The 12,660-nt window shown below is 67.2% G+C and carries 11 protein-coding genes; all 11 read right to left on the reverse strand.

Going from position 1 to position 12,660, the window contains the following annotated elements:
• Positions 1-9: 9 nt before the first annotated feature.
• The 11 genes from RX330_RS08605 to RX330_RS08655 are packed head-to-tail and all read right to left on the reverse strand — an operon-like array spanning position 10 to position 12,660.
• Positions 10-1,032, reverse strand: coding sequence for a xanthine dehydrogenase family protein molybdopterin-binding subunit (locus RX330_RS08605; RefSeq protein ID WP_011086158.1), 1,023 nt, complete (start codon positions 1,030-1,032; stop codon positions 10-12).
• 1 nt (position 1,033) lies between these two features.
• Positions 1,034-2,629, reverse strand: coding sequence for a xanthine dehydrogenase family protein molybdopterin-binding subunit (locus RX330_RS08610; RefSeq protein ID WP_317242724.1), 1,596 nt, complete (start codon positions 2,627-2,629; stop codon positions 1,034-1,036).
• Between the two features lie 9 nt (positions 2,630-2,638).
• A complete protein-coding gene (locus RX330_RS08615; RefSeq protein ID WP_212092013.1) occupies positions 2,639-3,115 on the reverse strand; it encodes a (2Fe-2S)-binding protein in 477 nt (158 codons plus the stop codon).
• A 4-nt stretch (positions 3,116-3,119) separates the two neighbouring features.
• The gene (locus RX330_RS08620) at positions 3,120-3,938 is read right to left on the reverse strand and encodes an FAD binding domain-containing protein (RefSeq protein WP_317242725.1); all 819 of its coding nucleotides are present in this window, start codon (positions 3,936-3,938) and stop codon (positions 3,120-3,122) included.
• Positions 3,939-3,940: 2 nt separating this feature from the next.
• Complete coding sequence (locus RX330_RS08625) at positions 3,941-4,384, reverse strand: SRPBCC family protein (RefSeq protein WP_212092017.1); 444 nt, start codon at positions 4,382-4,384, stop codon at positions 3,941-3,943.
• Between the two features lie 2 nt (positions 4,385-4,386).
• Positions 4,387-4,824, reverse strand: a complete 438-nt coding sequence (locus RX330_RS08630; RefSeq protein WP_018643039.1) for an SRPBCC family protein — start codon at positions 4,822-4,824, stop codon at positions 4,387-4,389.
• Between the two features lie 9 nt (positions 4,825-4,833).
• Positions 4,834-7,740 (reverse strand): flotillin family protein, encoded by a 2,907-nt coding sequence (locus RX330_RS08635; protein WP_212092019.1) that lies wholly within the window; start codon positions 7,738-7,740, stop codon positions 4,834-4,836.
• Between the two features lie 25 nt (positions 7,741-7,765).
• Positions 7,766-8,599, reverse strand: coding sequence for a phosphoenolpyruvate hydrolase family protein (locus RX330_RS08640; protein WP_317242726.1), 834 nt, complete (start codon positions 8,597-8,599; stop codon positions 7,766-7,768).
• Between the two features lie 3 nt (positions 8,600-8,602).
• Positions 8,603-10,810, reverse strand: coding sequence for an ABC transporter permease (locus tag RX330_RS08645; protein WP_317242727.1), 2,208 nt, complete (start codon positions 10,808-10,810; stop codon positions 8,603-8,605).
• Positions 10,803-11,585, reverse strand: a complete 783-nt coding sequence (locus tag RX330_RS08650) for an ABC transporter ATP-binding protein (protein ID WP_317242728.1) — start codon at positions 11,583-11,585, stop codon at positions 10,803-10,805. The genes RX330_RS08645 and RX330_RS08650 overlap by 8 nt, the downstream gene beginning before the upstream one ends.
• Positions 11,578-12,660, reverse strand: a complete 1,083-nt coding sequence (locus RX330_RS08655; RefSeq protein WP_212092027.1) for a branched-chain amino acid ABC transporter permease — start codon at positions 12,658-12,660, stop codon at positions 11,578-11,580. The genes RX330_RS08650 and RX330_RS08655 overlap by 8 nt, the downstream gene beginning before the upstream one ends.

Consider the following 12,660-nt stretch of genomic DNA (forward strand, 5'->3'; position numbering starts at 1 on the left):
GCCGTTCCTCTAGCGCCGAGCCTGCGGCCGCGCGCCGCCCTGGCTCTTGATGGCGCGCAGTACCTTTTCAGGCGTGATCGGCAGGTCGTCGATGCGCACGCCCACGGCGTTGAAGATCGCATTGGCGACGGCCGGCAGAACCGGGTTGGCGCACATCTCGCCGGGGCCTTTTGCCCCGAAGGGACCATCGGGCGCGGGGCGTTCCAGCACCGCGATATCGTGCGGACAGATGTCGCCGGGACCTGGCATCAGATACTCGACGAAGTCGCGGGGGCCGTGAACGGGGTCGGGATAATAGGGTTCCGGGGTCTCGTAGAGCGCGTGGCTGACGCCCATCCAGGCGCCACCGACGAGCTGCTGCTCCACCAGACGCGGGTTGAGCGCGCGGCCGAGCTCATAGGCGGAGTCCATCCGTACCATCGCGACCTCGCCGGTCTCGTCGTCGACCTCGACCTCGGCGACGAGACAGGCATGGGCGTAACACGTCGCCGGGGACATCTCGCCGGTTTCAGGGTCGACGTTCGACAGCGGCACCAGAAAGATGCCGCGGCCCGAAATGGTCTTGCCCTGCTTGAACTGCGCGGCAATCGCGACGTCCTTGGTCGAGATCGAGCGGTGCGGTGCACCTTTGACGTGGATGTTGCCGCGGCCGTCGGTCTCCAGATCGGCCGCGTTGACCTCCAGCTCCTCGGCGGCCGCCTCCATCATCACGCCGCGCGCCTCGCGGGCGGCGGCCATCACGGCGTTGCCGACGCGGTGGGTGCCGCGCGAGGCGAACGAGCCCATGCAGTGCGGACCGGTGTCGGAGTCCGCCGTGTCGACATAGACGTCCTCGACCGGCACGCCCAGCGTCTCGGCGCAGATCTGCCGCGTCACCGATTTCATGCCCTGGCCGAGGTCGATCGACGACAAGGCCACGGTGAACTTGCCGCTGGGATTGGAGTGAACCAGGGCCTGGCTGGGATCCCCGCCAAGGTTCATGCCGATGGGATAATTGATCGACGCCATGCCGCGTCCGCGATGCCTGGTCATGTCAGCGTCTCCTGGTGCCGAACACCGACGAGAACCGCGTCGCGCCGTGGGATGGCGCAGCCGGGCGCGGCGGGGGAGATGGCGGCGCCGGCGGGGGCGGATCGCGCGGCGGTTCTCGCGTGACCGTTGGCGGCAGCCGGTCATAGCTGGTGCGTTGCTGGACCGGCGCGGCTGGACGTGCGCGCGAAGAATCCGTCGGCGTTGGTGGGATCACCGCGCGGCTGCCGCCGCCCTCCTTGCGCGAGGAGGCGCGCCTGAACTCGTCGCGGATCGGCCATTTGGCTTTCTCAGCGGCGACCTGCACGCATTCGATCAGCGCCGTGTTCTTGGCCTCGCGCCGGTGTGCCTTCATGTCGCCGTCGCGATAGGCGTTGAGGATGCGAAACTCCATCGGGTCCATGCCGACGAGGTTCGCGAGCTTGTCCATCTGGCATTCGATGGCGAAGTCCATCGCCGTGACGCCGAAGCCGCGCATGGCGGTGGCCGGCGTGCGGTTGGTGAAGACGCAATAGACGTCGCCATAGACGTTCGGGATGGTGTAGGGGCCCGGCAGATGCGCGGCGCACTTCACCGCGGCGTAGCTCGACAGCCGCGTATAGGCGCCGCTGTCGAAATAGGCGCGGATCTTGCGCGCGACGATGCGGCCGTCACGCATCACGCCATCCTTGATGTAGATCCGTTCGGCGCCGCGCGGCGGGCCGTATTGCATTTCCTCTTCGCGCCCGAACACGTAGCGGACGGGGCGTCCCGTCAGCATGGCGCCGAGGATGGCGAGCGGCTCGGTCAAAGTGTCCACCTTGCCGCCGAAGCCGCCACCCACGGTGCCGCCGATGAAGTGGAAAGTGTTGGACGGCACGTCCAAGATCTTGGCGCAAGTGTCGACCGAGAAGAACAGCGCCTGCGTCGAGGTATAGACGACGTAGCGGCCGTTGGTATCCGGAGCCGCAATGGCGCCGTTGGTCTCGGTCGGCGCGTGCTCGATGGGCGACATCTGGTAGCGCTGCTCAAGCACGTGATCTGCGCTCGCTAGCGCCGCATCGGCGTCGCCGAACCGCAGGCGCTGGTGGTCGTAGACATCGTGATAGATGAAAGCGTTCTTCGGATAGGTCTCGTTGACCACGGGCGCGCCGGGCTTGAGCGCGTCCTCGACGTCGAACACGGTCGGCAGCGGTTCGTAGTCGACCTTGACCTTCGCGATGGCCTCGAAAGCCTCGCGCTCGCTGTCGGCGACGATCGCGACGATGGGCTCGCCCTTGTAGCGGACCTTGTCGACCGCCAGCGACGGCTCGTCGTCCTTGCCGAAATTGATCAGGCTCAGAAGCGTGTTGAGATTGACCGGCACGTCCGTGCCGCGGATGATCCGGCGTACGCCGGCCGACCGCTCCGCCTCGGTGGTGTCGATGCGACGAATCCGTGCATGGGCCTGTGTCGAGCGAACGACCTTCAGGTGCAGCATGCCCTGCAGCTTATGGTCGTTGAAGTAGCTCGACGTACCCGTGACATGGCCGAGCATGTCCTGGCGTTGGGTGCCCTTGCCGATCTCCTTGAGGTTGTCGTCGCGCTCGTCGGCGAAGATGTCCTTGCGCAGTTCCAGCATGGTCTGACCTCAGGCGCTGACCCGGCCGCCGGCGGCGGCGAGGATGGCATTGATGATCGGCTCGTAGCCGGTGCAGCGGCAGATGTTGCCGGAAATGGCTTCGATCACCTCGTCGCGGCTGGGCGAGGGATTGCGGTCGAGCAGCGCCTTGGCGGCCATCAGCATCCCCGGGGTGCAATAGCCGCACTGGGCGGCAAAATTGTCGGCGAAGGCGCGCTGCAGCGGGTGCAGGTTCGGGCCCTGCTTCATGCCGTCGAGCGTGTCGATCGAACGGCCGGCGACCGTCTCGGCGAGCGTCAGGCAGGAGAGGTGCAGCTCGCCGTCAACGAGCACGCTGCACGTGCCGCAGCCACCCTGGCCGCAGCCGAATTTCGGCGTCATGTCGCCGATCAGCTCGCGCAGCGCGACCAGCAGATTGGTGCCGCCGTCGACGAAGATCGCGACGTCGCGGCCGTTGTGACGAAATTGCAGGGGGATTTTGGCCATGGCTTTATTCCTGTCCCGACAGCAGGCGGCGCAGATGCACGCCGACGATCTCGCGGCGATACCAGGCGCTGCCGAGCGCGTTGTCGGATGGCGAGGTTCCTTCGGTGGCCGCGGATGCGGCCGTCGCGATGGTCGCGGCATCCAGCGAGCGGCCCTCCAGCGCGCGCTCGGCGGCGCGGGCGCGGATCTGGGTCGGTGCCATCGATCCCAGCGCGATCCGGGCGCCCGCGATACGTCCGCCGCTGATCGGCAGATGGGCCGCGAGCGTGACGACCGAACCGCCCTTCGGCTTGATGCGCGCGATCTTGCGATAACGGAAGGCTTCGCTGTTGGCGGGACGGGTGCAGGACACCGACAGCACCAATGTCCCGGCCTGTCGTTCGCGCGCCTGCAGGAACTCTTCGATCGGGACGTCGCGCGCGCCAAAGCCGCCGGCTACAGTGACGGTAGCATCGAGCGCCAGCAGCGCGACGGTGAAATCGCCGTAGGGATTTGGCGCGAAGAGGTTGCCGCCGACCGTACCCATGTTGCGCACGGCGGGACCGCCGATCGAACGGGCGGGCGCGTGCAGGAAGGCGAGGTCGCGTTCGGCGAGGACGCGCGCGAAGGTGACGCCGGCGCCCAATGTGATGCGTGGGCCCGAGGCGTCGATCCTGGTCAGTGCCTGGTCCTGTGCGCGCACCACGGTCGAGATGGAAACATCCCCCTCGTTCAGCGCTCGCATCACCAGCGTGCCGCCGCCGAGATAGCGCGCGCTGCGGTCCGAGGACAGCGCGCCGGCCGCCTCGCTGGCGCTTGCAAAAGTCTTCACTGTCACAGCCATGATTACGCGGCCTCCTTCAGGTGCCGGCGGATCGCCTCGAAGCCTGCCTGATAGATGTCTTCGGCGACCATATGGGTCATACGGTCCTTGTCCTCGGGCTTCGTGGTGAAACGGGATTCCCAGTGCCAGAAAGTCCGGTCGCCGTCGGTGACCGGCAGCAGCCGGACATGAGCGACGTAGTTGAACATCGGCACCGGTGTATCGAGCAGGCAATAGCTGAAGGACTGTTCCAGGTCCGACAGCGCCAGCAATTGCTCGCGCAACTCGGAGCCGTCCGTCAGCTTGAACCGCCTGACGCAGCCGATCTTGTCGGACGACTGCGCACGCTCGATCGAGGAGGTCGCGACCGCCGGATGCCAGCGATCATGCCCGTTGAAATCGCGCAGCACCGCCCACGTCGCGTCGGTCGGCGCGTCCAGGATCGTGCTCTTGACGATATGCGGCACCGCTAGCCTCCGAACACGCGCTTGAGCGCGTCGAACCCGCCCTGGAACACGCCGCCGCCGATATTGCTGACGAGCTCGGTCTCCCGCTCCGGCGCGCAGTCGAACTCGGCGGTCCATTCCATGAAGGTCTGGTCGCCGTCGGTGACGGGGGTCAGCCGCAGGGTCGCGACGTAGTTCTCGACGCCCATTGGCGATTCCAGGATCGAATAAGTGCAGAACATGTCGTAGTCGGAGAGGCCGAGCAGCTTCTCGCGGATTCGGTCGCCGTTGCGCAGGCGAAAATCGCGCACACACCCGATCTTGTCGGAGGGCTCGCCGCCCTCGATGCGGCTTTCGGCGATGGCCGGATGCCAGTTCGGCAGGCCATTGAAATCACGCACCCGCGCCCAGACGCGGTCGTTGCGGGCGTTGACGACGGTGGAGACGTAGACGCGAGCCATGGTGCGACCTCAGCTCTTCTTCTTCGGCCCGCGCTCGGCCGCCGCCTCGCCGCCCTCGGCCGCAGGCGGGGAGGCCGCCGGCTTGTCACCCCCACCGCCGCCGCCCTTGCGCGCGGACTCCTTGATGCCCTGCATGTCGCGCGCCTCCCGGATCAGGCCCGGCATCTTGGCGAGGCTGCCGCCCTCGACGCCGATATCCGCAAGGATGGAATCGATCAGCGGCGCCTGGACGCGGTAGCGCAGGGCGGAATCGATCACCTCGTCGGTGGCGCTGCGGCCGCCATTGCCGCCATTCCCGTTGCCGTTGAGGCCATCGACCTGGAGGATGCGGATGCCCTCGATCTTCTCCATCGGCTTGACGCTTTCGCGCACGATGCCCTCGATCCGGTCGAGCAGCTTTCTGCGGAACAGCGAGTAGCGCGCCTGATCGGTCAGCACGTTCTCGGCCTCGTTGAGCATCCGCTGCGCCTCGGCCTCGACCGCCGCACGAACGCGCTCGGCTTCCGCTGCGATCCGGGTCTCCTCGGCTTGTTTCTCGGCGATCAGGATTTCCACTGTCTTGCGTCGCTTCGCGATCTCGTTCTCGCGCGCCGTGATGACGCGCTCGGTTGCTTCCGTCGCGCGCATCCGCGCTTCCTCTGCGGAAGCCTTGGCCGCGGACTCTTCCAACGACTTCAGGTGGATCGCGATCGCCTTCTCCATCAGGACGGTCTCGACCTCCTTCTCGCGGTTGACTTCCAGCTTGCGCAGCTCGCGCTCGCGGCCGACGCGGGCTTCATCCAGGCCGCGGTCGGATGCGATGCGCGCGCGCTCGACCTCCTCGCGGGAGGCAATCTCGGCCTCCTGCAGGGATTGCACGCGGGCGACCTCGAGCTGCTCGATGGCGCGGCGGCGTTCGATGCGCGCGGCTTCCAGTGCCTGCTCGCGCGACACGTCGGTGGTCTCGACCTCCTTGCGCGCGACGATCTCAGCCTGTCGGACCTGGCGATCGGCATCGATGCGTTCGGATCGCTTGGTCGACAGCGCGATGACGCGGTCCTCGTCGGCGATCTCGACCGCCTTCTTCTGCTCGATATTGAGCACCTCGCGCTTCTTGGAGGAATTGATGCGCTCGGCCTCCAGCGCCAGATCGACGGTGATGCGCTGGCGCTCGATGGCGTCGCGCCGCTTCAGCTCGGCCGCCTCCAGCACGCCGGTGCGCTCGATTTCGAGCGCCTTGGTGTCGCGCTCGGCCTGGATGCGCTCTGCCGCAACCGTCTTCTCCTGGGCGATGCGGGCCGCCTCGATCGCTTCGCGCGAGGCGATATCGGCCTCCTCAATGGCACGGTTGCGGGCGATCTCCAGCGAACGCACGCGCTCTTCCTGGGCTATGCGGCTGGCCTCAGTGGTCTCGCGCGCGGAGATGCCGGCGACGTCGAGCGCCTGGTTGCGCTCGATCTCCAACTGCCGCGTGTTCTGTTCGGCGGCGATGCGCTCTGCGGCGAGCGTCCGCTCGCGGGCAATGCGGGCGGCTTCCACGGCGCGCTGGGCCTCGATCTCGGCCTCCTGAATGGTGCGCACCTGCTGGATCTCCAGCGCGCGGGTACGCTCATCCGAGGAGATGCGCTCGACATTGACGATCAGCGTCTGGGCGATGCGGGCCTTCTCGGTCGCCTCGCGGGCGGCGATCTCAGCCTCGTCCACGGCACGCGAGCGCTCGATCTCGCGGCGCCGCGTCTCCTCCTCGTTGGCGATACGGGCATCGGTGACGACGCGATCCTGCTGGATCCGCGCCTTCTCGATGGCTTCGCGGGCGGCGATCTCGGCTTCCTCGATCGTGCGCATGCGCTCGATCTCGCGCTGGCGCACCTCGCGCTCTGACGCAATCCGCGTAGTGTCGATCGAACGCTGGTTGGCGATCCTCGTCTTCTCGATCTCCTCCCGTGCCAGCAGCTCCTTCTCCTCGATGGTCCGGGTCCGCTCGATCTCTTTCTGGCGGGTTTCCCGCTCCGAGGCGATGCGGGCCTCGGCGATCGCCTGGTCATTGGCGATGCGGGCGCGCTCGATGGTCTCGCGGGCGGAGATCTGGGCCTGTTCGGCCTCGGTCTCGCGCAGCGCGCGTTCACGGGCGACTTCCGTGCGTTGCAGGGCGCGGCGCATCTCGATGTCGCGCTCCTGCTCCAGCCGCGCGGTCTCGCTCTCGCGCTCGATCTCGAGGGCCTGCCGCTCGGCCTCCAGATTGCGGGTGCGGATCTTGATCATCGAGTCCTGCTCGATGTCGTTGCGCAGCTTCCGCCTGGCCTCGATGTCCTGCATCAGCTGGGTCAGGCCTTCGGCGTCGAACCGGTTCGACGGGTTGAAGAACTCGAGGTCGGTCTGGTCGAGATCGGTGATGGCGACGGATTCCAGCTCGAGGCCGTTCTGGGCGAGGGCTTCCGCCGCTTCGGTCTTGACCCGCGCGACGTAATCGCCGCGCCGCTCGTGCATCTCTTCCATGGTCATTTCAGAGGCGACGGAGCGGATCGCGGAGATGAATTTGCCGGCGAGCAGCGCGTGCAACTGCCCGGGCTCCAGGGTGCGGCGGCCGAGCGTTGCCGCTGCGATCGAGACCGCTTCGCGGGTCGGCTGCACGCGGACATAGAAGTCGGCTTCGATGTCGACGCGCATGCGGTCACGGGTGATCACGGCATCCTGCTTCGAGCGTACGATACCCATCGGCAGCACGTTCATGTTGACGGGCGTGTAATCGTGGATGAAGGGCAGCACGAAGGCGCCGCCATTGATCACCACGCGTTCGCCGAGGAAGCCGGTTCGGACGAACGAGGTCTCCTTGGAGGAGCGGTGGTAGAGCCAGTTCACGATGTAGACGCCGACCACGATCACGACGATCGCGACGATCAGCCAGAGGATCAATTCACCGACCAGATTCCCCGACATCTTTCCCTCCCTCGTACCTTCGGCGTTACCGCGCGCCGATCGCCTTGAATTGACGCACCTGTTCCGTCAGCGCCCGCTCCACGGGCAGCCGCTCCATCGAGGAGGCGCCGTAGAAGCCGTGGCAATGGCGGGTGTTCTTCATGATGAAATCGGCGTCGGCGGGATCCGCGATCGGACCGCCATGCGCCAGCACCAGAATGTCCGGATTGATGCTGAGTGCGGCGGACGCCCAGGTATCGATCTGCGCCGGACAGTCGTTCAGCTTCGGAGCCGTCTGAGCGCCGATCGAGCCGCCGGTCGTCAGCCCCATGTGGCAGACGATGATGTCGGCGCCGGCGATCGCCATCGCGGCGGCCTCCTTCTCGCTGAAGACGTAGGGCGTGGTCAGCATGTCCTTGTCGTGCGCCTTGGCGATCATGTCGATCTCCAGCGCGTAGGACATGCCGGTCTCTTCGAGATTGGCGCGGAAGGTGCCGTCGATCAGGCCGACGGTCGGAAAGTTCTGGACGCCGGCAAAGCCGAGCGCCTTCAACTGGTCGAGGAACACGTCCATGTCGCGGAACGGATCGGTGCCGTTCACGCCCGCGAGCACCGGCGTCCTGGTGACCACGGGCAGAACTTCGTTCGCCATTTCGAGCACGATGGCATTGGCATCTCCGTATGCCATCAGCCCCGCGAGCGAGCCGCGGCCGGCCATCCGATAACGGCCGGAATTGTAGATGACGATGAGATCGACACCGCCGGCCTCCTCGCACTTGGCCGATAGCCCGGTGCCGGCGCCGCCGCCGACGATCGGCTCGCCGCGCCTCGCCATCTCGCGAAACCGCCTCAGCAGTGCCGTGCGTTCAAACCTTGCCATCGGTCACCTCGCTAGTCTCCGACGCGTAGCCGTGCGGCCGAACAGGGTTCGGAATGCACTGACGATGGCGGCGGCGAAGTCGGGATCGTTGATGTTCTTCGGGACACGAAGGAGCTGACGATTGCCGGTCTGCCGTACCGTGCGCTCGAGCGTGCGGAACAGCGCGGCGTCGGCGTCCGGATCCCAGAACGGTTGGCCCCGCGCATCGAGCGCGGAGACACCGCCTTCGGGCAACAGGAAGCGCACAGGGCCATCCATCTGGTTGAGCCGCTCGCCGATCCAGCGGCCGATCCGCTCGTTCTCTTCCACGGTCGTCCGCATCAACGTCACCTGCGGATTATGGACGTGGAACTTGCGGCCGCGGTAGCGCTCGGGAATGGTCTCGGGCGCGCCGAAATTGACCATGTCGAGCGCACCGACCGAGCCGACGTAAGGCAGCCGGCTGCGGATGATCGCGCCGAAGCGGTCCTCCGTCGCCGGGAACACGCCGCCCATCAGGAGGTCGCAGACCTCGGTCGTGGTGAGGTCGATGATGCCGGCAAGCTGGCCGGACTCGACGAGCTTCTCCATGGAGCGGCCGCCGACGCCGGTGGCATGGAAGACCAGGCACTCGAAATCGTCACGCAGATCGGCCGCAATCTTCTGCACCGCCGGCGTCGTCACACCGAACATAGTGATGCCGACCGAAGGCAGGCCGGTCTCGGATGCCGTGGCGGCGCGCGCATCGAGGCGCGCTTTGACCATGCCGGCGATCGCATGGGCACCATTGGCCAGCACCGCGCGAGAAATCGAGTTCAGCCCCTGCACGTCGGTGACGGAGTACATCATCGTGATGTCGGCCGGGCCGACATAGGGCCCGACGTCACCGGATGCGACGGAGGAGATGATCAGCTTGGGCACGCCGACCGGGAGCGCGCGCATTCCCGGAGCAACCAGCGAGGCCGCGCCGGACCCACCGGCCGAGATCACGCCGGCGACATTGCCCTGGCGCCGCAGCCAGTTGGCGAACGCATCGGCCATCGCGGTCACGGCAACCCCGCGATCCGGGCCGAATACCGCGGCCCCCCCGCGGCCGTGATTCAGGGCGATCTCCTGCGCGGAGACATCGCAGGACGAATGCTTTCCACTGGTCGAGACGTCGACCAGCCGCGTGCGCAGGCCGCTTTCAGCGATGATGTCGCGGATGTAGCGCAGCTCGATGCTCTTGGTGTCGAGCGTGCCGACGACCAGCACCACCGGTGGGCCCGCGGTCTGCGCCGCTACCGGCTCGCGCTTGCGCCGCGCCGTATCGTCGAGCCGCGCGACTTGCGTTGAGAGCGTGCGCGCCGCCGCCTCGATGCGGGCGATTGGCACCGGCTGCGACCACCGCGTCGGCAGCGTCGGGTTGGAGATGTAGATGCGGATCGGACCGTCGCGGCGCGGGGCCGGCGCCGGTTTGGCTTCGGTGCCGGACGCCGCGACATCGACATCGGGCTCGAGCTCGGCGTGAAGCCCGACGCCGAGCAGGCGCTGCTGCAGCTCGCGGTCGGCGGCGAGCCGCGCGGAATCGATGATGCGGTTGATGCGCCCGTTGACCATGATCGCGACGTTGCGCGAGATCGCGGTGGCGACGCCGATATTCTGCTCGATCACGAGCACGGACATATCGCCGTCCTCGCCTAACCGCAGCAGCATCTCCTCGACCTGCGTCACGATGACGGGCGCAAGGCCCTCGGTCGGCTCGTCCATGATCAAGAGCTGCGGATTGGTGAGCAGCGCGCGCGAAATCGCCAGCATCTGCTGCTCGCCGCCGGAGAGCTGGCCGCCGCCGTGATCCCGGCGCTCGGCAAGGCGGGGGAAGGTGTCGTAGATGCGCTCGACCGTCCAGGCACCTCGCCGCATCCCGCCGGCGAGCTGCAGATGCTCCTCGACGCTGAGCGAGCGCCAGAGCCGGCGGCCCTGCGGCACATAGCCGACGCCGAGCCGGGCGATCTGGGCGGAAGGCCGCTGCGTGACGTCCTCGCCGCGAACGCGGATCGAGCCGCCGCTCACGGCCACCAGCCCCATGATCGCCTTGCACAGCGTGGTCTTGCCCATGCCATTGCGGCCGACGACGGAGAACACGCCGCTCTCCAGCGTGAGGTCGACGCCTTGCAGGGCGTGCGAATGACCGTAATAGACGTCGAGGCCGCGGACCTCGAGTGCGGCGGCGGAGCGGCGGACCTCACTCATGGCCGCCTCCGAGATAAAGCTCCTGCACCTCGGGGTCGGACTGGATCTCCTCCGGCAGGCCCTCCTTGAAGATGCGGCCGTTGTGCATCATCGTGACGCTCTCGACGACGCGTAGCGCCACGTCCATGTCGTGCTCGATGATGATGTAGCCGATATGCGCCGGCAGCGAGGTCAGGATCTCGATCAGCTCGGCCCGTTCGGTTGGCGACAGGCCCGCGGCCGGCTCGTCGAACAGGACGAAGCGCGGGGCACCGGCGAGCGCCAGCGCGATCTCGAGCTGGCGCTGCTGGCCGTGCGCGAGCTCGGCCACGCGCTGATCCTTCACGGCCGAAAGATGCACGGCCTGAACCAGATTGTCGGCCGCATGCATCAGGGCATCGTTCTGTCCCGGACGCAGGAACGAGTAGCGCCCGCGCGAGACGCCGCGGCAGGCGAGGTAGACGTTGTCCTGCACGGTGAGGCCGGGGAACAGCGCCGAGATCTGGTAGGTCCGGCGCAGCCCGCGCCGGATCCGCTCGTAGGGCGGGAAGTGGGTGACGTCTTCGCCGAAGAAGCGGATGGTGCCGGAGGAGGGCGCGAAGTCTCCGGTGATGCAGTTGAACAGCGTGGTCTTGCCGGCACCGTTGGAGCCGAGCACGGCGCGCCGCTCGCCGGGGCGCACGGTCATGGTGACATCGGTCAGCGCGGCGAGCGCGCCGAATAACCTCGTCACACCGCGCAGCTCAAGCGCTGCACCGGCGCCGACGGCCGAAAGGCGTTGCGCGACGCTATCCATGGCCGCGTCCTCCGCCAGGTCGATTTGCGGCCGGACGCCGGCTCTGACGCCAGCGCTGCCACAGGCCGATGACGCCGTCCGAGGACCAGAACACGATGGCGAGAAAGCCGAGCCCGATCAGCAGCCGGAAGCGGTTGCCGTCGAGGCCGATCCTGACCAGGAAGTCGAGCGCGAAGGTGCGCAGCAGCACGAAGATCAGCGCGCCGATGAAGGGGCCGATGGGGCGTGTGATGCCGCCGACGACGGCGATGATCAGAACGTCGATGCAGGCCCCGACGCTGACCGAGCCCGGCGAGATCTGGCGGTAGTTCCAGACCTGGAGCACGCCGGCCAGCGCGGCCACGAAGGAAGCGAAAGCATAGGCCGCGATGCGGTGCGCATTGACGTTGAAGCCGAGCGCCGCCATGCGGCGCGGATTGTCGCGCACGCCCTGAAGGGCGAGGCCGAAGGGGGCGCGCGAAAGATATTCGACCGCGAAATAGCAGAGCGCGGCGACCGCCAGCACGATGTAATAGAAGGGAATGTCGGCGCGCCAGTTGACGCCCCAGAAATGTGGCGTGGCCACGGTATTGATGCCGGTATGGCCGTTGAAGATCGCCCAGTTCTGATTGGTGAAATAGTAGAAGGCAGCTCCGATCGCGAGCGTGATCATGATGGTATAGATGCCTTCGGTGCGCACGGCGAGCGCGCCGCCGAGCGTGCCGAACGCGGTTGCCAGCGCCAGCGCCATGGGGACCGCGAGCCACCATGGCCAGCCCAGGCTGATATTGGCGTTGCCGCTGACGCCGAACACGGCGACCATGTAGGCCGAGAAGCCCGCGATGGTGAGCTGCATCAGGCTGACCATGCCGCCATAGCCGGCGAGGAACATCAGGCTCAGCGCCATGGTGCCGAGAATCAGGGTGGAGGCGAAGATCTCGATCAGGAAAAAGCCGTTGGCGATCAGCGGCATGATCACGAGAACGACCGCGACGATCCAGGCCGCGGGATTGTTGATCTCCGGCCACGTCCGGGCCGCGCGCTGCGCCAGTGTGGCGGGAGGTGCGGTAACGCGGGCATCGTGGGCGAGCGACAT

It is taken from the genome of Bradyrhizobium sp. NDS-1 (assembly GCF_032918005.1).
Classification (GTDB): Bacteria; Pseudomonadota; Alphaproteobacteria; order Rhizobiales; family Xanthobacteraceae; genus Bradyrhizobium; species Bradyrhizobium tunisiense.

Bases quoted from the DNA above. Each gene is read 5' to 3' on its own strand.
- RX330_RS08605 (WP_011086158.1), bottom strand. From the start codon at position 1,032: ATGACCAGGCATCGCGGACGCGGCATGGCGTCGATCAATTATCCCATC.
- RX330_RS08610 (WP_317242724.1), bottom strand. From the start codon at position 2,629: ATGCTGGAACTGCGCAAGGACATCTTCGCCGACGAGCGCGACGACAAC.
- RX330_RS08615 (WP_212092013.1), bottom strand. From the start codon at position 3,115: ATGGCCAAAATCCCCCTGCAATTTCGTCACAACGGCCGCGACGTCGCG.
- RX330_RS08620 (WP_317242725.1), bottom strand. From the start codon at position 3,938: ATGGCTGTGACAGTGAAGACTTTTGCAAGCGCCAGCGAGGCGGCCGGC.
- RX330_RS08630 (WP_018643039.1), bottom strand. From the start codon at position 4,824: ATGGCTCGCGTCTACGTCTCCACCGTCGTCAACGCCCGCAACGACCGC.
- RX330_RS08635 (WP_212092019.1), bottom strand. From the start codon at position 7,740: ATGTCGGGGAATCTGGTCGGTGAATTGATCCTCTGGCTGATCGTCGCG.
- RX330_RS08640 (WP_317242726.1), bottom strand. From the start codon at position 8,599: ATGGCAAGGTTTGAACGCACGGCACTGCTGAGGCGGTTTCGCGAGATG.
- RX330_RS08645 (WP_317242727.1), bottom strand. From the start codon at position 10,810: ATGAGTGAGGTCCGCCGCTCCGCCGCCGCACTCGAGGTCCGCGGCCTC.
- RX330_RS08650 (WP_317242728.1), bottom strand. From the start codon at position 11,585: ATGGATAGCGTCGCGCAACGCCTTTCGGCCGTCGGCGCCGGTGCAGCG.
- RX330_RS08655 (WP_212092027.1), bottom strand. From the start codon at position 12,660: ATGTCGCTCGCCCACGATGCCCGCGTTACCGCACCTCCCGCCACACTG.